23 protein-coding genes are annotated in these 23,941 nt (G+C 53.2%); 7 read left to right on the top strand and 16 right to left on the bottom strand.

What is annotated here, in order from left to right; genetic code table 11:
- Window positions 1–4: 4 nt before the first annotated feature.
- A complete protein-coding gene (locus C7434_RS11415; RefSeq protein ID WP_033738990.1) occupies window positions 5–1,261 on the bottom strand; it encodes an oligosaccharide flippase family protein in 1,257 nt (418 codons plus the stop codon).
- A 523-nt stretch (window positions 1,262–1,784) separates the two neighbouring features.
- Here C7434_RS11415 and C7434_RS11410 point away from each other — a divergent pair.
- On the top strand, window positions 1,785–2,180 hold the full coding sequence (locus C7434_RS11410) for a transposase (protein WP_033738988.1): 396 nt from the start codon (window positions 1,785–1,787) through the stop codon (window positions 2,178–2,180).
- Window positions 2,181–3,082: 902 nt separating this feature from the next.
- Here C7434_RS11410 and C7434_RS11405 read toward each other — a convergent pair.
- Window positions 3,083–4,063: a DMT family transporter gene (locus tag C7434_RS11405; protein WP_033738986.1), complete on the bottom strand. Its 981-nt coding sequence runs from the start codon at window positions 4,061–4,063 to the stop codon at window positions 3,083–3,085.
- Between the two features lie 71 nt (window positions 4,064–4,134).
- Entirely contained in the window at window positions 4,135–4,968 is an 834-nt protein-coding gene (locus C7434_RS11400; RefSeq protein WP_033738984.1) for an AraC family transcriptional regulator, read from the bottom strand.
- A 126-nt stretch (window positions 4,969–5,094) separates the two neighbouring features.
- On the opposite strand from C7434_RS11400, the gene C7434_RS11395 reads away from it, so the two are divergent.
- Window positions 5,095–5,613: an isochorismatase family protein gene (locus C7434_RS11395; protein ID WP_033738983.1), complete on the top strand. Its 519-nt coding sequence runs from the start codon at window positions 5,095–5,097 to the stop codon at window positions 5,611–5,613.
- Window positions 5,614–5,706: 93 nt separating this feature from the next.
- Entirely contained in the window at window positions 5,707–6,279 is a 573-nt protein-coding gene (locus C7434_RS11390; protein ID WP_033739247.1) for a DUF1349 domain-containing protein, read from the top strand.
- 261 nt (window positions 6,280–6,540) lie between these two features.
- Here the strand turns inward: C7434_RS11390 and ssb1 are convergent, their stop codons facing one another.
- Window positions 6,541–7,083, bottom strand: coding sequence for a single-stranded DNA-binding protein SSB1 (gene ssb1 / locus C7434_RS11385; protein ID WP_006121517.1), 543 nt, complete (start codon window positions 7,081–7,083; stop codon window positions 6,541–6,543).
- Between the two features lie 224 nt (window positions 7,084–7,307).
- On the opposite strand from ssb1, the gene uvrA reads away from it, so the two are divergent.
- Window positions 7,308–10,136 carry an excinuclease ABC subunit UvrA gene (gene uvrA / locus C7434_RS11380; protein WP_033738980.1) on the top strand — a complete coding sequence of 943 codons (2,829 nt, stop codon included), beginning with the start codon at window positions 7,308–7,310 and terminating at the stop codon, window positions 10,134–10,136.
- Between the two features lie 227 nt (window positions 10,137–10,363).
- Window positions 10,364–11,428 (top strand): NAD(P)-dependent alcohol dehydrogenase, encoded by a 1,065-nt coding sequence (locus C7434_RS11375; RefSeq protein ID WP_033738979.1) that lies wholly within the window; start codon window positions 10,364–10,366, stop codon window positions 11,426–11,428.
- A 38-nt stretch (window positions 11,429–11,466) separates the two neighbouring features.
- On the opposite strand, the gene C7434_RS11370 is transcribed toward C7434_RS11375, so the two are convergent.
- The 6 genes from C7434_RS11370 to dnaB form a co-directional block, all read right to left on the bottom strand.
- Entirely contained in the window at window positions 11,467–11,790 is a 324-nt protein-coding gene (locus C7434_RS11370) for an MmcQ/YjbR family DNA-binding protein (protein ID WP_006121520.1), read from the bottom strand.
- A 2-nt stretch (window positions 11,791–11,792) separates the two neighbouring features.
- Complete coding sequence (locus C7434_RS11365) at window positions 11,793–12,209, bottom strand: secondary thiamine-phosphate synthase enzyme YjbQ (RefSeq protein WP_033738976.1); 417 nt, start codon at window positions 12,207–12,209, stop codon at window positions 11,793–11,795.
- Between the two features lie 124 nt (window positions 12,210–12,333).
- Window positions 12,334–13,527 (bottom strand): amino acid aminotransferase, encoded by a 1,194-nt coding sequence (locus C7434_RS11360; protein WP_133745551.1) that lies wholly within the window; start codon window positions 13,525–13,527, stop codon window positions 12,334–12,336.
- Window positions 13,528–13,569: 42 nt separating this feature from the next.
- Complete coding sequence (locus C7434_RS11355) at window positions 13,570–14,184, bottom strand: YitT family protein (RefSeq protein ID WP_133745483.1); 615 nt, start codon at window positions 14,182–14,184, stop codon at window positions 13,570–13,572.
- Between the two features lie 183 nt (window positions 14,185–14,367).
- On the bottom strand, window positions 14,368–14,859 hold the full coding sequence (locus tag C7434_RS11350) for an Lrp/AsnC family transcriptional regulator (RefSeq protein WP_054688430.1): 492 nt from the start codon (window positions 14,857–14,859) through the stop codon (window positions 14,368–14,370).
- A gap of 126 nt (window positions 14,860–14,985) precedes the next feature.
- A complete protein-coding gene (gene dnaB, locus C7434_RS11345; protein WP_033738967.1) occupies window positions 14,986–16,392 on the bottom strand; it encodes a replicative DNA helicase in 1,407 nt (468 codons plus the stop codon).
- A 96-nt stretch (window positions 16,393–16,488) separates the two neighbouring features.
- Between dnaB and C7434_RS11340 the strand changes: the two genes are divergently transcribed.
- The gene (locus C7434_RS11340; RefSeq protein ID WP_033738966.1) at window positions 16,489–17,472 is read left to right on the top strand and encodes a quinone oxidoreductase; all 984 of its coding nucleotides are present in this window, start codon (window positions 16,489–16,491) and stop codon (window positions 17,470–17,472) included.
- Between the two features lie 181 nt (window positions 17,473–17,653).
- On the opposite strand, the gene pspG is transcribed toward C7434_RS11340, so the two are convergent.
- The 3 genes from pspG to C7434_RS11325 all read right to left on the bottom strand — a co-directional run bounded on the left by pspG (window position 17,654) and on the right by C7434_RS11325 (window position 20,448).
- Window positions 17,654–17,920 (bottom strand): envelope stress response protein PspG, encoded by a 267-nt coding sequence (gene pspG / locus C7434_RS11335; protein ID WP_006121560.1) that lies wholly within the window; start codon window positions 17,918–17,920, stop codon window positions 17,654–17,656.
- A gap of 161 nt (window positions 17,921–18,081) precedes the next feature.
- Complete coding sequence (gene dusA / locus C7434_RS11330) at window positions 18,082–19,077, bottom strand: tRNA dihydrouridine(20/20a) synthase DusA (protein ID WP_033738964.1); 996 nt, start codon at window positions 19,075–19,077, stop codon at window positions 18,082–18,084.
- A 99-nt stretch (window positions 19,078–19,176) separates the two neighbouring features.
- Window positions 19,177–20,448 carry a conjugal transfer protein TraF gene (locus C7434_RS11325; protein ID WP_033738961.1) on the bottom strand — a complete coding sequence of 424 codons (1,272 nt, stop codon included), beginning with the start codon at window positions 20,446–20,448 and terminating at the stop codon, window positions 19,177–19,179.
- Between the two features lie 423 nt (window positions 20,449–20,871).
- Here C7434_RS11325 and zur point away from each other — a divergent pair, with 423 nt between their 5' ends.
- Complete coding sequence (zur, locus tag C7434_RS11320; RefSeq protein WP_033738958.1) at window positions 20,872–21,393, top strand: zinc uptake transcriptional repressor Zur; 522 nt, start codon at window positions 20,872–20,874, stop codon at window positions 21,391–21,393.
- A gap of 71 nt (window positions 21,394–21,464) precedes the next feature.
- Here the strand turns inward: zur and C7434_RS11315 are convergent, their stop codons facing one another.
- The 3 genes from C7434_RS11315 to lexA form a co-directional block, all read right to left on the bottom strand.
- Complete coding sequence (locus C7434_RS11315; RefSeq protein WP_006121556.1) at window positions 21,465–21,677, bottom strand: CsbD family protein; 213 nt, start codon at window positions 21,675–21,677, stop codon at window positions 21,465–21,467.
- 171 nt (window positions 21,678–21,848) lie between these two features.
- Complete coding sequence (gene dinF / locus C7434_RS11310; protein ID WP_033738955.1) at window positions 21,849–23,171, bottom strand: MATE family efflux transporter DinF; 1,323 nt, start codon at window positions 23,169–23,171, stop codon at window positions 21,849–21,851.
- A 109-nt stretch (window positions 23,172–23,280) separates the two neighbouring features.
- Window positions 23,281–23,895, bottom strand: coding sequence for a transcriptional repressor LexA (gene lexA / locus C7434_RS11305; protein WP_006121554.1), 615 nt, complete (start codon window positions 23,893–23,895; stop codon window positions 23,281–23,283).
- Window positions 23,896–23,941 lie beyond the last annotated feature (46 nt).

The following is a 23,941-nucleotide window of genomic DNA, read 5'->3' as shown; positions in this document are numbered from 1 at the left end:
GACCTCATTTGTAGGTTTTGTAGTTAAGTGAGGAAACCTGAATTTTTTGAATCACGCCGCGTTTAAAGAAGTAATTCATGACGGTGAGGGACAGGAGCTCAGACAGAAAAACGCTCCAGGCGGCCCCCATGATGCCGTAGCCCTGAATTAGCCACCAGGAAAGCGGGATGCTGATGAGCACCAGACAAATGATTTTCTTCAGTAAATAATCAAAGCCCCCTTCTTTCACCATAAAACGGTACGCGACGGTTCCCATTGCCGAAAAACTGGTCGCCAGGGATAACAGCGTGATGAGGTTGCCTGACTGCCTGTAGGCCGGGCCATATAACGCCACAATAATGTGCTCACCCCACAACGCGACGATAAACAACATCAACAGCGACACGGCCATCACGTAGCCATTGAGCCGGGCCGTCAGCCTGACGGCTTCGTCTCCACGCGCACGAAAAATCTCGCTGAAACAGGAGGTAATCAGCGCCACGGGAATAAAAATCCAGGATGCGGCAATCGTATTGGCAGCAGCGAATAAACCCAGCTCGCGCGCCGAGGCGATGCCGGCCAAAAACATCTGCGCGGTTTTGACCTGGACAGAAATAAAAATGCTGGAAATGGCCAATGGCAAGCCCGCATATAGCAGATAACGCAAATACAGGGTGCGTGTTTCCCGCGGGGGAAATTGCTCCTGATGCTGCTGGTAAAAGCAGTAGCGTTTAATGACATACGGCACCAGCGTTACCGTGATAACTGACAATGTCAGCCACAGCGGATTCAGGCGTAGCCAGGCAATAGTGAAACTCAACGCAAAACTCACCAGCATGCCGACGGCATTCGCCACGGTATTCAGCTTTGATGCCAGACGTGCATTGTTATAAACGCTAAACGTATCCTGCGTGACAAAAACAGAGGCAACAAATGAAGCCAGTGCAAATGCCAGGAAATTTTCCTGCATGTTGTACCAGACCCAAATTAACACTGGTGCCGAGGTAATAAGTAATAAAACCATACGCAAAGTACGTGCAATACGCATTAAGCGCAAACCTTTGGTGGCATTTTTGCTGACACGTTTAAACAAAATAGTTTCAGTGCCAAATAGGGCTATGGTTTGCACCATGGCAAATAACGATGTTGAAAACGCCATCTGCCCAAATAGGGTTGGGCCAAAGGATTTAGCCACGTAAGACGTCACGAAAATGACGCCAAAGACGGAGATAATCTTTTCAGACATCATCCAGGCGGCATTAGACATTACGCTAAATTTCATCGACTGTTCCTTAGTAATACTCAACATCTACCGCTTCGGCACGCCCATCCGTGGGCGAATTAATAAGCGCTTAAATTTCAAAGCGAAATGATAATCATCAAGCCAACCCGGCTCGAAAATGAGAATCCGATTATATTTTAATGAAAGAATTCAGGAGAATTCTGATTATATCTGGCACGAATGCCGACTACTGGAAACGATTTCAAAATGAAATCATTAATGTTAACAAAAACCGTCATTCCTGAATAAAACGGATGCGGAGGCGTCAACCAGCCAAATTACAGTCATTTTTTATCTTTGGGGTGCGATGAATTTATATCAAAAAACCCATACCAGGAAGGCGCGGCATCCCGATCAGAATAAAATAAGATTTATCCCATGATGATATTTATTCTAAATATCTTAATTTAACCCACGTAATTTAACGTCCGTATTTAAACACGGCATTCCACACACTTTTACAGTACCAAAGGTTAATAAAGTAATCCTCATCCATTAATTGATAAGAAAGGTAAGAGCATTTATGAGAAAGTCACGATATAGCGAAGATCAAATCACAAATGCCATTAAAGCTTCTGAATCGGGCGTTAAGGTTAAAGAGATTTGTGAAGAGCTTGGCATCTCTGAGGCAACCTTCTATAGCTGGAAGAAGAAGTTTTCTGGGTTAGCCTCGGAAGAAGGCAGAAAAATCAAGGAGCTGGAAGAAAAGGTTCAGTTACTGACGCGCGAACTGCACGCACTTCATTCCGACAAGGAGATGCTGCAAAGCGTTCTGAAGAACTTCTTTACTACGCACGAGAAGCGTCAGGCCGTCAACTTCCTGCAGGACACATTCGATGTCGGCACCCGCCGCAGCTGCCGTTTGCTGGATATTAGCCGTAGTGTTTACCATTACCCAACGGGATCAGAAAACCGTTAATACTGAGAGCATTGCTTTTGATAGCTACCTCGCTGAGATTTGTTCTTACCAGAAGAGATGAAGAGCATTTAACAGGACATTAGGATGGCGCGCCTCGCCCAGTCCGTAATTAATGAATGGATTTGCGGTTACGCTTCCTTTTTTGCGGTAAAATTGATTTACAACAGCAAAAGTCTCTCAATCTACACCACTTTTATCCCCCCAGTCTCATTTCGATGAGACTGGACCTTCCTTTTTTTTCATTAGCTCGTCTAAAAGAAACTGCCGCTGTTCCACTTTTTCGTTTAATCCCAGTAATCATATTTTGATTTCTCCGTACATTTCCTTAGCACCGACTGGTCCTGAGAAATGTTTTGCCGATCGTCAGATTATGCGTAATCGCATAAAAAGATAAAAATGGCCCAGAATAATCTCAGATTAACAGTTTATTGATACTTAACACTTTCATCCGGTAGCGCACAATTGATGACTATTTCTGCCTGCTATTGATGTCTGCTGTTAAACAGTAAATATAAGCGAAGCGCAGTCTGATTCTGCTGAAATTAAGGCTGCCTGAAGTAAAAGGTGGTTTCTGATAAGGATTTCTCTTAGCCAAACGGTATGTTTTCCCCGTTTTTTAAACATAAAAGCTGGGTGCGGGTTAGCGCTTTACCTTCATCTGTCCGCTTTTTGAGGAATAAACGCGCTTTACTCAGCCATTTTCTGGCTATTTATTGAACAATATGTGCGATTGTCTTGCTGTTAATGGGGCGGAAGCCGCCTGTGTGGATAAATACGGCATGGCTGAGTGGCGGTTTTGAGGAAGATTTAAACCCGGCAGATTACCGAGGCGGCTTTATTTCGCCGTTTTACACCTCGGTATAATCCGAAAAAGCGTGAATATCACTCCCAGTAATTATTCATTATCCGGGACGTTCAGATGATTTCCTGTTCAGGGCGGTCACGCGGGGTTGTGGCTTGATGCGCATCGCCCAAATCACGCCAACGATCAGGCAAACAATACCGATCATTGTCAGAACAGGTGGCCAGTGTTGATACCAGATAAACGTCCATAGCAAGCCAAAGAGAATCTCAAAGACGATGAGTGGCCCCATCAATACGGTAGGCAGTCGCTGGCTGGCCGCATTCCAGCATAACGTTCCGGCCCATGAGCACAGCAGGCCAATCGTCAGCATTAATGCAATAAACACCAAAGGCCGGGGGCCGAAAGGCAGCGCAAAATCAGGCTGTTGCCACGCCAGCTGTATGCTGACCAGCGCATACATGATAAGTGCCAGCGGTAAGGTCACAATGCCCTGCGCGGTGGCCCAGGTCGCAGCCTTAAGCTGAGGATGGTTGCGTAACCAGCGCGCATTGCGCAACGGATACCAGGTCCAGCACACCACCGCCATCACCGCCAGGGCAATGCCGGTCAGATAACGCTGGCCGTTGAGCGTTGCCCCCTGGAGTTGCCATTCCGCCGCATTAACGCAAACCAGGCCTGCGCCCGTCACCAGCAGTGCCGGGATAAGCCGTCGCCATGAGAGCCGTCCTTCAAGATGGCCATAACAGAGGTTTGCAGTGACAGCGATGACGATCGGTAAGGTACCAATGATCATCGTGGAGACCGGAGCCCCAGTTCGCTGAATCGCATTGGCGAGAAACGCGTAATAGAAGAGATTGCCAACCAGCGACAGCTTTAATGCTTCCCGCCAGTGGGCGGCGCTCAGTTGGCGCAGTTGGAAACGATCGTGCCAGGCAAGCGGTAACGCAACCAGGCCAAACGCGACATAGCGCCCGGCTGACTGCAACGCGCCCGGATAATCCGGGACGATGACCGGTCCAACAAAAATCAGCCCCCACATCATGCCTGCGGCAAGGGCAAACATTATTCCTGTCAACATGGCTTTTTCCTGTCTGTCTTTTTGCTTCAGTGTGAACCAAACAGGTAAGCATGCCTTGTAGCAAATTGCGGTCAGGACGTGTGTGGCGCGATCTGCTTTTGATAGCGGCCCGGTGTAATGCCGTAACGTTGGGTAAACGCACGGGTCAGATGCGCCTGATCGGTTAAGCCTACCGCTGCCGCGACGCTGGCTATGGCCTCACCCCTGGCAAGCATCTGTTTGGCTTCATAAAGCCGGTAAGCCATTAACATTTGCTGGGGCGTGACATGGAAATGATCGCGGAAGGCGCGTAAAAAATGCCACGGTGATAACGACGCTAATGCCGCCAGCGTGTCCAGCCTGACCGGCTCCCCAAGATGGGCGCGCAGGTAGTCGCGCACGTCATCAAAACGGTGTCTGGCATCGACTTTACGCGCTGAGGCCATACGGGCCTGTGGACGGATGCGCACCAGCAGGTCTGACAGCAGGCTATAACGCGCCAGGGCCGTATCGGCCTGCCACAGCGCCGCCAGACACTGCGACACAGGCTGCGCAAGTCGCACGTCCGTTCGCAGCGCATCCCCGAACCACCAGCCACGGTCGCCACTCAGCTCATCCATACAGTCGGGCTGGATGTAGATCATTTGATAACGCCAGCCCGTTTCGCAGGCCGATTCCCCGGTGTGCAGCTCATCAGGATTCATCATGACCAGAGAATGGACAGGGGCAGTGTAGTGCGTACCGCGGTAACGGAAGCGCTGTGCCCCGGCCTCGATGGTGCCGATGCCAAAGGCTTCGTGCGTATGCGGAGCAAAGGCATAACGGGAAATATGCGCCTGGTAAAGTTCCACGCCCGGCAGTTCAGGCAACTGCCGAAACAGCGCACGATCTTTTTCACAGGGAAAAACAGCTGGAACGCCTTCCACGTTATCGCTCCTTATCCGGTTGGCAGAATGTGCAAGCATGCCGTTAAAAGGGGATGAAATGCAAAGATTGTCATCCCCGGTTGAATACATGACACTGCGTAACAGGTGTACTGACGAGGAAACATCATGCAGCGTGTTGTAATGGTAGTTGATATGCAAAATGGCGTATTTACCACGCCGCGTTTCGATCGGGCTGGCCGGGTCAGGCAGATTAACCGCCTCATCGAACAGGCTGATCTTACGCTGTTTATTCAGCATAGCGAAGGCGACATGGTGCCAGGCAGCCAGGCCTTTGCGCTGTTACCCGAGATGGCTCAACCCCGGAATGCGCACTTTATTACCAAGACAGCCTGCGACAGTTTCTGGCGGACGTCCCTGGCCTCACTGCTGAGTGAGCTGGCTATTCATGAGTTTGTTATTTGTGGGTGTGCCACTGATTACTGCGTCGACACCACCATCAAGGTCGGCGCAGGACTGGGCTATCGCATCACCGTCGCCGCTGACGCCCATACCACCGCCGACCGGACCTGTGCCAGTGCGGAACAGTTAATTGGCCAGCATAATGAAGTCTGGGCGGGCTTAAGTCTTCCGGGTAACGTACCACGCGTGATCGATACCGATACCGTGCTGGCCGGGTGGCGTTAAGCGACCACGCTTTCATCCGTGTCAGACCATCTGACTCTTTCTTCATCCTGAGTCGCATCAGCCCGGCCAGTCATGGCCGATTTTGGAGGCGCTATGTTTGAGTCGTTTGCCTGGATCAATGAGCCTGCAACGTGGCAGTGCCAGAACGGTACGCTACAGGTCACCACCGATGATAAGACCGATTTCTGGCACAAGACCTGGTACGGGTTTGAGCGCTTTTCCGGCCATGTCTTTGCCACGGAGGTGGACGGCGAAATGACTTTTCAGCTCAAAATCTGCGCAGACTTTACCACGCTGTACGATCAGGCCGGACTGATGCTGATACGCGACGCACAGCACTGGCTAAAAGCAGGAATTGAATATAACGATGGTGCGCCCGCCATTGGCAGCGTGCTGACGCTCGGCCATTCCGACTGGGCAACGGGGATATTTCCTGGCGATCCGCGAGCGTTCTGGCTCCGGCTGACGCGCAAAGGTGACAGCCTGAGACTGCAGTATTCGGCAGACGGACAGACGTGGCCTTTATTACGTCTGAGCTATTTTCCACCCGGTCCGCTCAGGATAGGTGCTATGTGTTGCACGCCGGAGCGTGCCGGCCTGGCGGTCACCTTCCGCGACATGCTTCTGACGCCGCCGCTGGATAAAGCACTGCATGATTTAAGTTAACGGCGGACGCGTCGTCCAGAGATGTGATGACATGTTTTTTGTCGCCCGTGCCCGATCTTGCCCGGGCTTTCAGGATACAGGCCATGTATTTCGGCCAGGTCATGCCCGCCGGGTCATCGCGCCTCCAGTGTCGGCGCTGGATAAACCACGCCAGGGTGTGCGTGAAAGGCGGGATAGTGGTGCAGAGTTAAACCAGACATCCCCAACAAAACAAAAATGCCCCGGTAATGGGGCTTTCTGCAACAGAGACTGACAGACGGCTTAGAACGGAATGTCGTCGTCAAAATCCATCGGCGGTTCGTTATTGTTGCTGGCCGGAGCGCTGGGCTGCTGCTGCGGACGAGACTGTGCGCCGCCGCTGAACTGGTTGTTATTGCCCTGCTGCGGTTGCTGAGGCTGGCCCCAACCATTGTTGTTGCCCTGACCGCCGCCTGCTGGCGCGTTACCGCCCTGCTGACGTCCACCCAGCATCTGCATAGTGCCGCCCACGTTGACAACCACCTCCGTGGTGTAACGTTCCTGACCGCCCTGATCCTGCCATTTACGGGTGCGCAGCTGGCCTTCAATATACACCTGAGAACCTTTACGCAGGTATTCGCCCGCCACTTCCGCCAGTTTGCCAAACAGCACGACACGGTGCCATTCGGTAATCTCTTTGTTCTCACCGGTCTGCTTGTCGCGCCAGCTCTCAGAGGTAGCCAGCGTAATGTTGGCGACAGCGCCACCATTTGGCATGTAACGTACTTCCGGATCCTGACCCAGATTCCCGACAAGAATCACTTTGTTAACGCCACGACTGGCCATGTTGCTGTCTCCCGATGAATGATTACGTCAACTCTAAACAATCAATTCTAACACGTCCCGCGCCTGGTTTCCCACTTTCGAGCGGTGTTCCATTTTTAATCATCTGCCGGAAAAAAGCAAAAAACTACTGGATATTTATTCAGTCTATTTTTTGTGCCATAATGATGCGTTTATTCTGGCCGTGTCACAGGGCGCGGTGAGTGCAGCTAATCCGGGAAAGGTGAATGGATAAGATCGAAGTTCGTGGTGCCCGCACCCATAATTTGAAAAACATCAACCTGACCATCCCTCGCGACAAACTCATTGTGGTTACTGGCCTTTCCGGGTCCGGTAAATCCTCTTTGGCGTTTGATACGCTGTATGCGGAAGGTCAACGCCGCTATGTGGAGTCGCTCTCTGCCTATGCGCGCCAGTTTCTGTCTTTGATGGAGAAGCCTGACGTCGATCATATTGAGGGTTTGTCGCCGGCCATCTCCATTGAGCAAAAGTCGACCTCGCATAACCCGCGATCGACGGTAGGCACGATTACGGAGATTCACGATTATCTGCGCCTGCTGTTTGCCCGCGTGGGTGAACCGCGCTGCCCGGACCATGATGTCCCGCTGGCTGCTCAGACAGTGAGCCAGATGGTCGATCAGGTGCTTGAACAGCCCGAAGGTCGCCGTCTGATGCTGCTGGCACCGGTCGTGAAAGATCGCAAAGGTGAACATACCAAAACGCTGGAAAACCTGGCGACGCAGGGCTACATCCGCGCCCGGATCGACGGCGAAGTGTGCGATCTTTCCGATCCCCCTAAGCTGGAACTGCAGAAAAAACACACCATTGAAGTGGTTATCGATCGCTTTAAAGTCCGCGATGATCTGGCGACACGCCTGGCGGAATCCTTTGAAACGGCGCTGGAACTCTCTGGCGGTACCGCGATTGTGGCCGATATGGACGACAGCGCGGCAGAAGAGTTGCTCTTCTCCGCGAACTTTGCCTGTCCGGTTTGCGGATACAGCATGAGTGAGCTGGAACCGCGCCTGTTTTCGTTTAACAACCCCGCCGGTGCCTGCCCGACCTGTGACGGTCTGGGTGTGCAGCAATATTTCGATCCCGATCGCGTAGTGCAAAATGCAGAGCTGTCGCTGGCTGGCGGCGCCATCCGTGGCTGGGACCGTCGTAACTTCTATTACTTCCAGATGCTGCGCTCACTCGCCGATCATCTCGACTTCGATATAGAAGCGCCGTTTAACAGCCTCAAGGACAGCGTGCAGAAAGTCATTCTGTACGGTTCCGGCAAAGAAACGATTGAATTTAAATATATTAATGACCGTGGCGACACCTCCGTGCGCCGCCATCCGTTCGAAGGCGTGCTGAACAATATGGAGCGCCGTTATAAAGAGACGGAATCCTCAGCGGTACGCGAAGAACTGGCGAAATTTATCAGCAATCGCGCCTGCGCCAGCTGTGAAGGCACGCGTCTGCGTCGTGAAGCGCGCCACGTCTATGTCGAAAACACCACGCTGCCGACCATTTCAGACATGAGCATCGGTCATGCCATGGCGTTTTTTGAAAATCTGAAACTCAGTGGTCAGCGGGCTAAAATCGCGGAAAAAGTGCTGAAAGAGATCGGCGATCGCCTGAGTTTTCTGGTCAATGTTGGCCTGAACTACCTGTCGATGTCGCGTTCTGCAGAAACATTGTCGGGCGGTGAAGCCCAGCGCATCCGTCTGGCAAGCCAGATTGGTGCCGGTCTGGTCGGCGTGATGTACGTACTGGATGAACCGTCAATCGGCCTGCACCAGCGGGATAACGAGCGCCTGCTGGGCACGCTGATTCACCTGCGCGATCTGGGTAATACCGTGATTGTGGTAGAGCACGATGAAGACGCGATTCGCGCCGCCGACCACGTGATCGATATCGGTCCCGGCGCGGGCGTGCACGGCGGCGCTATCGTCGCGGAAGGTACGGTTGAGCAGATTATGGCGGAAGAGGCTTCGCTGACCGGCCAGTTCCTCAGCGGCAAGCGCGCAATCGCCGTGCCTGAAACGCGCGTGAAAGGCGATCCCTCGAAGGTCCTGAAAATTACGGGCGCGCGCGGTAACAACCTGAAGGACGTCACCTTAACGCTGCCTGTTGGCCTGTTTACCTGCATCACCGGCGTCTCCGGGTCAGGGAAGTCGACGCTGATCAACGATACGCTGTTCCCGATTGCCCAGCGCGCGCTGAACGGGGCCACCATTGCTGAGCCAGCACCGTATCGCGATGTCGCCGGTCTGGAGCACTTCGATAAAGTCATCGATATCGACCAGAGCCCCATCGGCCGCACGCCGCGCTCTAACCCGGCCACCTACACCGGTATTTTTACGCCGGTTCGTGAACTGTTTGCCGGCGTGCCTGAATCACGTTCACGTGGTTATAACCCAGGCCGTTTCAGCTTTAACGTGCGTGGCGGACGTTGTGAGGCCTGTCAGGGCGACGGCGTGCTGAAAGTGGAAATGCACTTCCTGCCGGATATTTATGTGCCGTGCGATCAGTGCAAAGGCAAACGCTATAACCGTGAAACGCTGGAGATTAAATACAAAGGCAAAAGCATTCACGAAGTGCTGGAAATGACGATTGAGGAAGCGCGTGAGTTCTTTGATGCCGTTCCTGCCCTGGCGCGTAAGCTGCAAACGCTGATGGACGTTGGATTGTCCTATATCCGCCTGGGTCAGTCGGCCACCACCCTGTCCGGTGGTGAAGCGCAGCGCGTCAAGCTGGCGCGTGAGCTGTCGAAGCGCGGCACGGGACAGACGTTGTATATTCTGGATGAGCCCACCACCGGGTTACATTTTGCCGATATCCAGCAACTGCTCGAAGTGCTGCATCAACTGCGCGATCAGGGCAACACCATCGTGGTCATTGAGCACAACCTCGACGTCGTGAAAACGGCGGACTGGATTGTCGACCTGGGGCCGGAAGGCGGCAGTGGCGGCGGTGAAATTCTGGTGGCAGGCACGCCAGAAACCGTGTCCGAATGTGAAAAATCACATACGGCCCGCTTCCTTAAGCCCTTGTTGAAAAAATAAAATTGCAGGCCCGCATCACGCGGGCCTTCTTACAGGGATTGCACAATTTACCCTGAAAAATGCAGGATCAGGCAAGATTCAGACACATATAGGCATATACGCTTTTCCCTCCCCTGACTATCCTTAATTCGTTCCCCTTTGGTACGCCCCTGGCGTCACCTTCTTGCTGCGCGCGTTATGCTGCGGCGTTGATCGAAAAATCACGACACACTTTAACTGGAGACACCATGAACATTACCCATGCGTATGCTGCTCAGGATGCAAAGTCCAAACTGGCACCGTTTGATTTCAAACCGCGTGAGCTTCGTGCTCATGACGTACAGCTTGACGTGCTGTTTTGTGGCGTTTGTCATTCTGACTTGCATCAGGCGCGCAATGAGTGGAAAAACACCATTTTTCCTGTGGTTCCGGGACACGAGATTGTTGGCCGCGTGACCGCAGTCGGCCCCGAGACGCAGAAGTACAAAGTCGGCGACCTGGTCGGCGTTGGCTGTATGGTTGATTCCTGCCGCAGCTGCCCAAGTTGTCAGGAAGGTCTGGAGCAGTACTGTGAAAATGGCTTTGTCGGCACGTATAACGGTCAGGATCGCCAGACAGGGGCTATCACCTACGGTGGATACTCCACCTCTATGGTAGTGGATGAAAGCTTTGTGCTGCGCGTTCCAGAAAACCTGGAGCTGGCCGGTGTGGCACCGCTGCTGTGTGCCGGTATCACCACCTATTCACCGCTGCGTCACTGGAATGTCGGCCCGGGTAAAAAAGTCGGGATCGTGGGGCTGGGTGGCCTGGGGCACATGGGCGTAAAAATTGCTCACGCGATGGGCGCGCATGTCGTGTTATTCACCACCTCACCGTCAAAAATCGAAGACGGAAAACGTCTGGGCGCAGACGAAGTGGTCATTTCGAAAGATGCCGACCAGATGGCGCAACATGCCAACAGTTTTGACTTCATTCTTAACACAGTGGCGGCGCAACACGACCTTAATCCGTTTATCACCTTGCTGAAGCGTGACGGCAATATGACTCTGGTCGGCGCGCCTGAACACGATCATCCCGCGCCACAGGTTTTCAATTTGATCTTTAAACGCCGCAGCATCGCTGGCTCGCTGATTGGCGGTATCGCTGAAACCCAGGAGATGCTGGATTTCTGTGGCAAACACGGCATCACGTCAGATATTGAGCTGATCGCCATGGATCAGATCAACGAGGCTTACGAACGTATGCTGAAGAGCGATGTAAAATATCGCTTTGTCATTGATATCGATACGCTGCGTAAAAACGCGGCGGCGTAATGCTGTCCTGTGCCCTTTCCCACGCCGGGAAAGGGCCGTTACCGCCCGGTATCTGCCTGCTGAAAAGAGGCATCCACCAGATAGTAAATTTGCGAATCTTTCAGCGTGCCGTCTAAAAACAGCGTGTTCCAGTGTGATTTATTCAGATGTTCACTGGGAAACACATCGCTGTGCTCATCCCGCATCAGTTCAGCCAGCGCGGGCGAGGATTTGAGCGACACCGCCGGACGCCCTTTGACTTCATGCACCATGGCAAACAGCACGCCGTTGCTCTTGATCTGCGTAGCTTTCCAGTCGCTGTGAACGCTCTGCTCTGCGCCGGGTTTGCTCATGCAGTACGTCAGTAAGTCCGAATTATTCATACTCATTCCCCTTGTAAGGTCGCCACAATACGTCGGGCTCCGCCATGAATACGATGTTCCCCCAGCCAAATGCCCTGCCAGGTGCCCAGTACCAGCTGTCCACGCTGCACCGGTAGCATCAGTGAAACGCCCAGCGTGGACGACTTAATGTGGGCGGGCATGTCGTCACGGCCTTCGTAATCGTGTTGATAAGGAGCCGCTTCCGGGACATGGCGCATAAAGTGTTGTTCCATGTCGCTCCGCACTGTCGGATCGCAGTTTTCATTCAGCGTCAGTGAGGCCGACGTATGCTGCAACAGCAAATGGAGTAATCCGGTGTGGATATCACGGAGTGCGGGCAACTGTTGCACAATCTCTTCCGTGACGAGGTGAAAACCTCGCGATTTTGCGCTTAAGGTCAACGTTTGTTGATACCACATACTTTTTTCCTGAATCTGTGAGACACAGTTAAGTGTGCAGAATGTGGCGCAAAGGTAAACCCGATCCGTAAAAATAAAAAAGCCGCCAACAAGGTTGGCGGCCCGGGGAAGATTGTGTGCGGAATTACATTACTGCCGCAAAGGCTTCCGCGACCTGATGCACGTTTTTGCTGTTCAGACCTGCCACACACATACGGCCGCTGCCGACGAGGTAGATCCCAAACTCTTCACGCAGGCGGTCCACCTGCTGCGCACTCAGGCCGGTGTAGCTGAACATCCCGCGCTGCTTCAACAGGTAGTCGACGTTCTTACCGGGTAGCGCCGTACTCATCACCTGTACCAGCGCCTGGCGCATGTCGATAATGCGCAACCGCATGGCTTCGACCTCGGCCAGCCAGTTAGCTTTCAGCGTAGCGTCGTTTAACACGCGGGCCACAACCTGTGCGCCGAAGTTTGGCGGGCTGGAATAGTTACGGCGGACGGTCGCTTTGAGCTGACCTAATACGCGGCTGGCCTCTTCAGCGCTGTCACATACCACAGACAGGCCGCCGACGCGCTCGCCATACAGCGAGAAAATTTTTGAAAAGGAGTTGCTGACCAGCGCAGGCAGACCTGCCGCAGCAACCGCACGCATCGCGTACGCATCCTCTTCCATGCCAGCACCAAAGCCCTGATAAGCGATATCCAGGAACGGGATCAGCTCCTGTGCTTTCAGCACGGCAACGGTTTCGTCCCACTGCGCATTGGTCAGGTCGGCCCCGGTTGGGTTATGACAGCACGGATGCAGCAGCACGATGCTTTGCTTTGGCAGGGTTTTAAGCGTGCTCAGGAACGCATCAAAACGTACACCGTTGGTTTCCGGGTCATACCACGGATAGGTCTTCACCTCGAAACCGGCACCGTTAAAGATGGCGATATGGTTTTCCCAGGTCGGATCGCTGACCCAGACGTTGGACTGCGGGAAATAACGCTTCAGGAAATCCGCACCGACTTTCAACGCACCTGAGCCGCCCAGGGTCTGAATCGAGGCGATCTGGCCCGCTTTTAATACGGGATGATCGGCTCCGAACAGCAGTGGCGCTATCGCGTTGCGGTAGGTATTTAATCCTTCCATAGGCAGATAGAGCGAAGCCTGCTGCGGTTCGGCACGTAACTGCTCTTCAGCATCAGCCACCGCCTGCAGCTGAGGGATGATGCCTTGCTCGTTATAATAAAGCCCAATACTCAGGTTCACTTTATGCTCGCGCGGATCCTGTTTAAAGGCTTCCATTAGCGACAAAATCGGGTCGCCAGCATAGGCATCAACGTTCTGGAACACGGTGCAGATCTCCATGATTGTTCTTGAAATAAAAAAGGGCGATTAAACCCTGTACCGCCCGGGACGATGGTTCATTGCGATGATCATATTCAGTACCACCGCGCCCGCAATGGACGCAAGCAACATCGGCAGGCTGACGACAAACAGCGAGGCCAGCACCACGCAGGTATCGACCGCCATTTGCAGTTTACCGGCGCGAATGCCGAAATGGTCTTGCAGCCAGAGCGCCAGGATATTGATCCCGCCCAGGCTGGCTTTATGGCGAAACAACACTATAAACCCAATCCCCATGATGACGTTACCGAACAATGCCGCATAAAAAGGATTCAGTGTGGAAAAATGCATAAACAGGGGATGAAGATGGGTAAAAAGCGACACCAGCCCCACGGCACAAAAGGTTTTTAGCGTAAATTCCCAGCCCATTCGCTTCACAGCCAGCCAGTAGAACGGCAGGTTGATTACAAAGAAAACGCTGCCAAATGACAGGGGCGAAAGATAGCTGATGAGGAATGCCAGCCCAGCCGTGCTGCCGGTCAATGCGCCTGCCTGCTTCAGCATGAGCACACCAAACGAGACCATTAAGGTGCCGAGCAGGATAGCCAGCGCATCTTCAAGGCGAGAGTGAGGAATATCGGCGGGTTGTACAATGTTGTCCATAAAGCAGTCTCAGTGCGAATGATGCAGCACCAATGCAATAACTGCGCCAGCCTGTGCAGGCGCTCAGGCATAAGCGTCTTACCGGATTTTACTGCCCCGCCGGGGAGGTCGATTGTGCATTGCACGACTCAAATACGCATAAAAAACGCATCATTCCGCCACATCATGCACCACCTGCGCGCATTATGCCTTTTTTTGGCGCACAGCCTGCTGCTCGCCCATCATTAATCCGTTCTCTTTGAGTCTGCCCAGTACCACCGATGTTTTGACATGGGAAACGCTCTGGTGACCGGCTAACAGCTGGCTGATTACCGCGCTCAGTGAAGCCAAATCGGCCACGGCGACTTTCAGCAGGTAGTCGGCATCACCGGTGGTTTTATAGGCATCAATAATTGCGTCTTCCTGTTCCACCATGCGATGGAAGCTGTCGACATAGTCAGCGGTATGGTTAATGAGCCGCACTTCAATGAGTCCGACAATGCCCAGCCCCACCGCGTCCGGCGACAGCCGTGCGTGATAGCCAAGAATCAGGTTGGCCTGTTCAAGATTGATACGCCGACGTGAACATTGTGAAGCAGAAAGACCGACCAAATCGCTGAGTTCCTGATTGGTCAAACGGCCATTAGATTGGAGCAGAGTAAGGATTTTTAGATCGTAATCGTCTACGTGCGTCATGCTGTTTCCGTCGCGTGTCAGTGTCGCTTTGCTACAGATAACCCGATTCACTGCGACGTTGTCCAACACTATTTTGCACGGTCCTGCCTGCCATGCACAGATCGTGCATGGCAGGCCAGTGACGGATTATTCGTCGTCGTACTGCGGGCCTGCATAGTTATCAAAGCGTGACCACTGACCGTTAAATGTCAGGCGTACGGTACCGATCGGGCCGTTACGCTGCTTACCCAGAATGATCTCTGCGATCCCTTTCAGGTCGCTGTTTTCGTGATAAACCTCGTCACGATAAATAAACATGATCAGGTCAGCATCCTGCTCGATCGAACCCGATTCACGCAGATCCGAGTTTACGGGACGTTTATCGGCACGTTGCTCCAGGGAGCGGTTCAGCTGAGATAACGCCACCACGGGCACGTTAAGCTCTTTTGCCAGCGCTTTTAATGAACGGGAAATCTCGGCGATTTCCAGCGTACGGTTATCTGACAATGCGGGCACGCGCATCAACTGCAGGTAGTCGATCATGATCAGACTGAGGCCACCGTTTTCACGATAGATGCGACGCGCGCGGGAACGGACCTCGGTCGGCGTCAGGCCAGAAGAATCATCGATATACATATTCTTCTTTTCCAGCAAAATGCCCATCGTGCCGGAAATGCGCGCCCAGTCTTCATCGTCAAGTTGACCGGTACGAATACGGGTTTGGTCAACCCGCGACAAGGAGGCCAGCATACGCATCATGATCTGTTCGCTGGGCATCTCCAGACTGAAAATCAGTACCGGTTTGTCCTGCAGCATCGCCGCGTTTTCACACAGGTTCATGGCGAACGTGGTTTTACCCATTGAGGGACGTGCGGCCACGATAATTAAGTCTGAGCGTTGCAGCCCGGCCGTTTTCTTATTCAGATCCTGATAACCGGTATCGATGCCCGTGACGCCATCGTGCGGCGTCTGAAACAGCGACTCAATCCGTGAAACCGTCGCTTCCAGAATTTGTTCGATGTTTTTGGGGCCCTCGTCTTTGTTAGCCCGCGCCTCAGCGATTTTAAATACGTTCGACTCGGCAAAATCCAGCAGGTCTTCACTGCTGCGCCCCTGGGGATCATAACCGGCATCGGCTATCTGATTCGCCACGGCGATCATTTCGCGCACGACCGCACGTTCACGCACAATATCCGCGTAAGCGCCGATGTTCGCCGCACTGGGCGTGTTTTTCGCCAGCTCAGCCAGGTAAGCAAATCCGCCGGCCATCTCCAGTTCGCCGCGCGTTTCCAGCGATTCTGACAGCGTAATCAGGTCGATAGGTTTGCTGTTTTCCAGCAGGCGCTGCATCTCTGAGAAAATAAGACGGTGCGAGCGATTGAAAAAATCATTTGCCACGACGCGTTCGGACACGTTGTCCCAGCGCTCGTTATCCAGCATTAACCCACCCAGCACCGACTGCTCCGCTTCCAGCGAATGCGGGGGCATTTTCACGCCTTCTAACTGGCGATCCTGCGTTTCGTTCGATTTGTTGGTGGGTTTATTTCCTGCCATAGTGAATGCATTACCGATCTTCTGTGGGGACGCGCAAGTATACCTCAGTTAAGGGGCGTGCCTCACCTTCATGATGAAACAATCACAGGAGTAAGCATGGCAAAGCGTATTCAGTTCAACGCACACGGCGGCCCGGATGTCCTGACCTGGATTGATTTTGAGCCTGCCGATCCCGCCGATGATGAAATCCAGGTCGAAAACCGCGCGATTGGCATTAACTATATTGATACTTACGTGCGCAGCGGGCTGTATCCGACAGGTCATTTTCCCTCTGGTCTGGGCACCGAGGCGGCGGGTGTGGTCACCCGCGTGGGATCGGCGGTCACGCGTTTCAAACCCGGCGATCGCGTCGTGTACTGCCAGGCCGCACTCGGGGCTTACAGCGAGCTGCATAACGTGGCGGAAGACCGTCTGATGCTGTTACCCGACGCCATCAGTTTCGAGCAGGCTGCCGCCAGTTTTTTGAAAGGCCTGACGACGCAGTACCTGTTACGACAGACCTATAAGCTCAAAGCCGACGAAATTTTTCTGTTTCATGCCGCGGCGGGTGGCGTGGGGTTGATTGCCTGCCAGTGGGCAAAAGCGCTCGGCGCCCATCTGATCGGCACCGTCGGCTCCGCCGAAAAGGCGACACTGGCCAAAAACGCGGGAGCCTGGGCCACCATTAATTATCAGCAAGAGGACATTGCACAACGGGTCAGTGAGCTGACCGGCGGCAAGAAGGTTGGCGTGGTGTACGACTCTGTGGGGAAAGCGACCTGGGAAGCCTCGCTGGACTGCCTGCGTCGTCAGGGACTGATGGTGAGCTTCGGGAATGCTTCAGGGCCGGTGACCAATGTTGATCTCAGCATTTTAAATAAGAAAGGCTCGCTGTTTGTTACCCGTCCTTCCCTGTTCGGCTACATCACCAATCGTCAGGAGCTGGAAACGGCCAGTGCAGAATTGTTCTCTTTACTGGCAAGTGGCGCCATTAAGGTCGATGTGCCCGAGCAGCAAAAATTTGCACTGAAAGAGGCCAGCCGCGCTCACCAGTTGCTGGAGAGCCGCGCGACGCAGGGATCGAGCCTGCTGATTCCCTGATGTAAAAAGGGCTTCCCGCAGGAAGCCTTTCTTTTATTTTTCATTCGCACTGATGTAGGGGCAGAAGCGATGAATATGTTATGAATCAACGACAGCTATCCTGACAGAAAACATAAGTAAAAAGTATGATTGTTGTTAATATTCTGAGCACCAATTTTGCACTGTGTGATCACGCACACATTTATCCCCTGCCATTCCGCTCCAGCCTGCGGATCCTGCGCCTGTACAGGACGCGCTGGCGAGTGTCTTCGTCAGTGAAAAAGCGCCGATAGAGCCATACTGCGGCCACGGCCAGCAGTAGCCAGGGCAGCACCTTCACAATCAGCATCACCATACCGCCGACAAACATCACGATCGTGGCCACGACCAGGGCAGCAATGACGCCGATTAAGGACACGCCAGTCAGCAACAGCATCAGGAAGAAACCGAATACAAAAATAATGTCCATTTGTTCACTCCTCACGATGAATACGTTACGTATTACAAGAACCATGCCAACAAGTAACCTGTTGATAGTGATGAGTTAAGTATGAAGTATGCAAAATCAACGTGGCGAGATTCACCTGATTATGGTGAAAAAAAACCAGCCGGCTGGCTGGTTTAACTGTATCAGGCTTCCTGAGGGATCTTATCGGCGACCAGCGCTAATGCAGCCTCCAGTACCCGCACATCGGCACCGGGCTTATGGGCATTCTCGCTAAGGTGACGACGCCACTGGCGCGCGCCAGGGATTCCCTGGAACAGCCCCAGCATATGGCGCGTCACATGGCCAAGGTACGTGCCTTTTGCCAGCTCGGCTTCAATATAAGGGTACATGGCGCGCACCACCGCCACCGGATCAGCGGCAGGCTGTTCCCGGCCAAACACTTCCCGATCGACATGCGCCAGGATGCCGGGGTTTTGATAGGCCTCGCGGCCCATCATGACACCATCCAGGTGCTGAAGATGCGTTTTAGCCTCTTCCAGCGTTTTCACGCCGCCGTTAATGGCAATCGTCAGTTGTGGAAAATCACGCTTTAACTGATAAACCCGGGGGTAATCAAGCGGTGGAATCTCGCGGTTTTCTTTCGGACTCAGACCCGAAAGCCATGCCTTGCGCGCATGAATGATAAAGGTGTCGCAGCCACCGCGCTCTGCCACAGTGCCGATAAAATCGGTCAGGAAGGCATAGCTGTCCTGTTCATCGATACCGATACGGGTTTTGACCGTGACCGGAATATCCACCACATCACGCATCGCTTTGATGCCGTCAGCGACCAGCCCGGCTTCCGCCATCAGGCAGGCACCAAAGCGGCCATTCTGAACACGATCTGACGGGCAACCCACATTGAGGTTAACTTCATCGTAACCGCGCTGTTCAGCCAGCGCCGCACACTGCGCCAGTGCAGCCGGATCGCTGCCGCCCAGTTGTAACGCGACCGGGTGCTCCTCTTCACTAAAGGCCAGATAATCGCCTTTACCGTGAATAATGGCTCCCGTGGTGACCATTTCGGTATACAGAAGCGTATCGCCGGTCAGCAGACGATGGAAATAGCGACAGTGACGATCCGTCCAGTCGAGCATGGGGGCAACAGAGAAGCGTTGGGAGGAAAAAGTGTCGGTCATGAAGCGCAGTCGATCCGGTGGTTAACAGTGATGATATTCTGCGCAAGGATAGCATAAGGGCGGGCGACAAGGTATCGCCCGCCCGTTAATGGCACGGAATCAGAAGTTAAATCCGAGTTGCGCCATGGCACCCCAGGTATTGTTTTGCCCCACCGAGCCTGCCAGATCCAGATGCACAGAATTGTTGAACGGTGACAGCCCAAAGCCTGCGGTCGCCACATTTTCGTCGTTGGAACGCATATCTGCGCGATAACCGGCGCGTAACTGTAACCAGTCCAGTACGCGATATTCCGCGCCCACGCCTGCATACTGGCTGTTTTCCTGAGATTTGAAACGGTGCGTTTCGGTCAGGTCAACATCGCCTGTCAGCGTTACTGGCCCTTTATCCCAGGCTAAACCCGCCGTCACTAATGGACGGATTTCATAGGTATCCTGATAGCCATTCACCTCTTTGGTTTGCAGGTCACGTGATACCAGGTTCTGTCCGGTCACGCCTAATGTCCAGTTTTCTGCGAATACCGTCGCCAGGCCGGCGTCAACGTTGAACCCGCTTTCGGTGCTGCGGTAGCGACCATCCCGTAAATCGTTTTTATCGTAGTTATAAACGCTGGCGGAATAGTTATACAGCCAGGTCTTTTGCAGCTTAGGCGTCACACCAATCGACACCGGATGGCCGGCAATCGTGAACTCATGGGCAACGGCGATACCATAATCGGTATTTAGCGCAGCCAGCCCGTTCGCGCTTGAGCCCAGCAAGTTTTGTACATTAGGCAGACCAAATACACCGCCAGGAATACCGGCAAACGTTCCGTCAGCCACGCCTTGTAAAATAACGATATCGCCTTCTTTTACATTCGCGCGGACATGCGCCGTACCATAGGCTTTGGTGACAAAGGCAAAAGGCAGCGTTTCATTCGGAACGGTGACTGCAATCGCGACACCTGCTGTCGCGTTGGCTTTGTTACCGCGTAAATCTCTGAGCGTATTGGCCAGATCCCCTGACGCAGCCTGTATCTCAGGAATACGGCGCAGCAGCTCTAACGTCGAGGCATTATCAAACAGATCCTGATAGCGATTTACCGTGTCAGTAATGTTATCGATCTTATCGACCATCTTGTCTTTATCAGTAATTTGCGCGCCCGCACTGGGAAAAATGATGCTGACGTTGTCATCGGGCTTCGCTTTGGTCATTAACGCCGGGTTAGCTAAAACGGCAGACCCGTAGGTAGAGGACGCCACGCCCGTTCCCCCCATTGCATCGTTACGGGCATCGTACCAGGTTCCCGCGGCCAGCGCGGATGATGAAAAAACCAGAGCATTAAACACTGCAGGGAAAACCAGAACGGAACGTGGGACGGTTAATTTTGCCATTTGCTTATCATCACCTGAAAAATTGCCGTTAAAACATTAACGACCGAATAGTTTGTTAGCCCCATTGTGGAGGATGGCTAACGCTTTATTGCTGTGAATTCAGAGTAAATAGTGGCGCAATTCCATTGATTGATTATTTTTCGATCCGTTATGTCTGGTTACCGTCCAAAAAGCGTTAACAGAAGGAGGCCGGGACCAGCACTTTATTAAGAACTTTTAAACATTAGTTCTTAACTCAGTGAGATGTAAAGCAAAAGGAAAAAATATTTACAAACATTCTGACATATATTGGCATCGCAGACGGGCGCAAAGTCGTAAGGAACAGATAAGCACGGATAAAGGGAGGAGGTGCAGACAGGCAAGGTGCATCGTACGTATCATTAATGTGATAAGATAACATCACCTGTCAAACGGAGAAATTCCATGTCAACCATGACGCCAGAGCAAATCATGACCCAGGCTGAGAAACTGTGTTTACAGCGCGGTGTACGCCTGACGACCCAGCGCGCAGAGGTCCTGCGGTTGATGGCCGGACAGCCAGGATCGATCAGTGCTTATGACCTGCTTGATCAGTTGCGTGTCAGTGAGCCTCAGGCCAAGCCTCCTACCGTCTACCGTGCGCTGGATTTTCTTCTTGAGCAGGGTTTTATCCACCGCGTCGAGTCCAATAACAGCTATGTGATGTGTCACCATTTCGACGCACCCGCCCATACATCGGTGATGCTGGTCTGCGATCGCTGTGCAGTGGTCACGGAAAAGCAGGCGCAGGGCGCAGAAAAAATCATCGCATCGCTGGCGCAAGAGGCAAGCTTTGTCCTACGGCATAGCGTGATAGAGGCGCACGGGTTATGTGAAAACTGTGCGGAAGTTGAAGCCTGTGAACAGCATGAACATTGTGATCATGACCATCAGGCTGACGGGAAGAAACGCAGTAAACGAAGTTAATTGCACATCCTTGTGCGGTCTGGCCGGCATGAGCGTACCGGCCCGGGTAGGAGCATCCCTGAATAACGTGATTACCAGCGGTAATCCTTGTTGTGACCTTCCCAGTCCGTTACTTCTTTCTCCGCCTGATCTTTCGCGTAGCCGTAACGTTCCTGAATTTTGCCGACCAGCTGATCGCGTTTACCTTCAATGACTTGCATGTCATCATCGGTCAGCTTGCCCCATTTCTCTTTCATTTTTCCTTTGAACTGTTTCCAGTTACCACTCGCTTCGTCTTTATTCATTGCAGACCTCCACGTCATCCTTCGATTTCGTTTTATTTTGCCATCAGGCAAAATTACGATATAAAGCGCTGTTTAATAGCGCCATTCAAAGATAATTGTAGTAGCTAATTTCAGTTTTGCCGGAAAAAATGAAAATTTTATGTATCCTGCGTCATATTTCAGGCAAGTTGCTCAGGCGCTAAACCAGGTGCCATTGCGCCAGTGCCTGCGCCAGACCAGCCAAAGTGACAGGCCGCGAAGCGCCAGAAAAACGGCTATCGCCAGCCATAGACCGTGATTACCGATAAAAGGCACGGTTAACAGCGTCAGGAAATAGCCCAGTGCGGCAATCGCCATACTGTTGCGCATTTCTCTTCCGCGGGTCGCACCAATAAACATGCCATCCAGCAGATAGCACCAGACGCCAACCAGCGGCATGACAACCTGCCACGGCAGAAAGCGGTCAGCCGCCTGTTGAAGTGCGGGAATCGATGTCAGGAGAGCCACGATCTGATAGCCACAAACAGCATAGACCAGGGAGAAAAACAGCGCGACTGACAGGGCCTGACGGCAGGCAGCAATCCATACCAGTTGCAACCGGCTGCCGTCTTTTGCGCCGTGTGCCTCACCAGCAAAGGCTTCGACGGCGTAAGCAAAGCCATCCAGCGCATAGGCGGTAAACGTCATGAACATCAGCAGGATGGCATTTACCGCCACCACATCAGGTCCGATACGCGTTCCCAGCACGGTCAGAGAGGCAAAGCAAAGCTGTAACAGTAAGGTACGCAGCAGGATATCGCGATTCAGGCGAAGCAGGCGGTGGATATCGCCACGCCAGCTATGGACCAGACTGTGCAGCGTGATGCCGCGCAGCGCCAGCACGCGCCAGACCATAAGTGCCCCGACCAGCAACGTCGCATACTCCGCGATAGCCGTCGCGGCTGCAGCCCCGGCGACGCCCCAGTGCAGCCCCAGCACCAGCCAGAGGTCCAGCAGAATATTGATAACGTTGCCCACCACCAGCAGGATGACCGGCGCTCTGGCATACTGTACGCCCAGCAGCCAGCCCAGAATCACCAGGTTAGCCAGCATGGCGGGCGCACTGAGCCAGCGAATATGGATAAACAGCGCAGCCTGCTCAAGCACGGCGGCCTCTCCGCCGATAAAGCGGGTTGCTAATGCCGTCACGGGATGACGCAGGGCAATAAACAGGCTGCCGGCCAGTAAGGCAATGATCAGGGGCTGTGCCAATGCGCGCGCCAGCGCCGTTTTATCGCCCGCGCCAAACGCCTGAGCCGTCAGGCCTGTCGTACTCATCCGCAGAAAAAGCAGCAGCATGAAGATGAAACTGGTAACGGTCGTCCCGACCGCAACGCCGCCCAGATAAACCGGGCTGTCGAGATGGCCAATAACGGCTGTATCGACTAAGCCGAGCAGAGGAACGGTGATATTTGACAGGATCATGGGCAGCGCCAGCCGCCACAGTTTTTTATCGGTAGCTGTCAGGAAGCGCATGTAACGTCCGTGCAATGCGCCGCTGGTGTTACAGATGAACCCACAGCGGCAAAACAGGGGCAGACTGGGTAACGTCAAGGTTGACGTAAAGAGCCAACCTTAAGAGGATTTATAACCACTCACCGTTACGTACGATGCCAACCGCCAGACCTTCAACCGTCAGCGACTGCGCACGTGTATCGACAATGATAGGCTCAAAATCCGTATTTTCAGGTAACAGATGCACCACTGATCCCTGCTTTTTCCAGCGCTTCACGGTGACTTCGTCGTCAATGCGCGCTACCACCACCTGACCATTACGTACTTCCTGCGTTTTATGCACGGCCAGCAAATCACCATCCATGATGCCAATGTCTTTCATTGACATGCCGCTAACGCGCAGCAGGAAATCGGCAGAGGGCTTGAACATGTCTGGATCCACTTTGTAGTGGGTTTCGATATGTTCCTGGGCCAGCAACGGCTCACCCGCCGCAACGCGCCCAATGAGTGGCAGGCCATCTGAAGGTTCTTCTTCCATTAACAAACGGATACCGCGGGACGCACCAGAGACGATTTCAATCACGCCTTTACGCGACAGAGCTTTCAGATGCTCTTCTGCCGCGTTAGGTGAGCGGAAGCCCAGTTGCGCAGCAATTTCTGCACGCGTAGGCGGCATGCCCGTTTGATTAATGTGGTCGCGAATCAAGTCGTAGACCTGTTGCTGCCTGCTGGTTAATGCTTTCATCCCGCCCCCTGGTTGTTTATACAGTCGCTGTGAGTATATACAGGTA

The sequence above is a fragment of the Pantoea sp. PNA 14-12 genome (assembly GCF_004364735.1).
In the GTDB taxonomy this organism is placed as follows: domain Bacteria; phylum Pseudomonadota; class Gammaproteobacteria; order Enterobacterales; family Enterobacteriaceae; genus Pantoea; species Pantoea stewartii.
Note: the sequence above shows the minus strand (reverse complement) of the source record. Positions and strands in the feature narration are given on the sequence as shown.

What these genes read in the sequence shown, in the direction of transcription:
- dinF (WP_033738955.1), bottom strand. Translation starts at nt 23,171, where the DNA reads ATGCGCTTCCTGACAGCTACCGATAAAAAACTGTGGCGGCTGGCGCTG.
- C7434_RS11355 (WP_133745483.1), bottom strand. Translation starts at nt 14,184, where the DNA reads ATGGACAACATTGTACAACCCGCCGATATTCCTCACTCTCGCCTTGAA.
- C7434_RS11315 (WP_006121556.1), bottom strand. Translation starts at nt 21,677, where the DNA reads ATGAATAAAGACGAAGCGAGTGGTAACTGGAAACAGTTCAAAGGAAAA.
- pspG (WP_006121560.1), bottom strand. Translation starts at nt 17,920, where the DNA reads ATGGACATTATTTTTGTATTCGGTTTCTTCCTGATGCTGTTGCTGACT.
- dnaB (WP_033738967.1), bottom strand. Translation starts at nt 16,392, where the DNA reads ATGGCAGGAAATAAACCCACCAACAAATCGAACGAAACGCAGGATCGC.
- C7434_RS11410 (WP_033738988.1), top strand. Translation starts at nt 1,785, where the DNA reads ATGAGAAAGTCACGATATAGCGAAGATCAAATCACAAATGCCATTAAA.
- C7434_RS11415 (WP_033738990.1), bottom strand. Translation starts at nt 1,261, where the DNA reads ATGAAATTTAGCGTAATGTCTAATGCCGCCTGGATGATGTCTGAAAAG.
- C7434_RS11405 (WP_033738986.1), bottom strand. Translation starts at nt 4,063, where the DNA reads ATGTTGACAGGAATAATGTTTGCCCTTGCCGCAGGCATGATGTGGGGG.
- C7434_RS11350 (WP_054688430.1), bottom strand. Translation starts at nt 14,859, where the DNA reads ATGACGCACGTAGACGATTACGATCTAAAAATCCTTACTCTGCTCCAA.
- C7434_RS11390 (WP_033739247.1), top strand. Translation starts at nt 5,707, where the DNA reads ATGTTTGAGTCGTTTGCCTGGATCAATGAGCCTGCAACGTGGCAGTGC.
- C7434_RS11370 (WP_006121520.1), bottom strand. Translation starts at nt 11,790, where the DNA reads ATGAATAATTCGGACTTACTGACGTACTGCATGAGCAAACCCGGCGCA.
- C7434_RS11325 (WP_033738961.1), bottom strand. Translation starts at nt 20,448, where the DNA reads ATGGCAAAATTAACCGTCCCACGTTCCGTTCTGGTTTTCCCTGCAGTG.
- C7434_RS11395 (WP_033738983.1), top strand. Translation starts at nt 5,095, where the DNA reads ATGCAGCGTGTTGTAATGGTAGTTGATATGCAAAATGGCGTATTTACC.
- zur (WP_033738958.1), top strand. Translation starts at nt 20,872, where the DNA reads ATGTCAACCATGACGCCAGAGCAAATCATGACCCAGGCTGAGAAACTG.
- dusA (WP_033738964.1), bottom strand. Translation starts at nt 19,077, where the DNA reads ATGACCGACACTTTTTCCTCCCAACGCTTCTCTGTTGCCCCCATGCTC.
- ssb1 (WP_006121517.1), bottom strand. Translation starts at nt 7,083, where the DNA reads ATGGCCAGTCGTGGCGTTAACAAAGTGATTCTTGTCGGGAATCTGGGT.
- C7434_RS11365 (WP_033738976.1), bottom strand. Translation starts at nt 12,209, where the DNA reads ATGTGGTATCAACAAACGTTGACCTTAAGCGCAAAATCGCGAGGTTTT.
- uvrA (WP_033738980.1), top strand. Translation starts at nt 7,308, where the DNA reads ATGGATAAGATCGAAGTTCGTGGTGCCCGCACCCATAATTTGAAAAAC.
- C7434_RS11375 (WP_033738979.1), top strand. Translation starts at nt 10,364, where the DNA reads ATGAACATTACCCATGCGTATGCTGCTCAGGATGCAAAGTCCAAACTG.
- lexA (WP_006121554.1), bottom strand. Translation starts at nt 23,895, where the DNA reads ATGAAAGCATTAACCAGCAGGCAGCAACAGGTCTACGACTTGATTCGC.
- C7434_RS11340 (WP_033738966.1), top strand. Translation starts at nt 16,489, where the DNA reads ATGGCAAAGCGTATTCAGTTCAACGCACACGGCGGCCCGGATGTCCTG.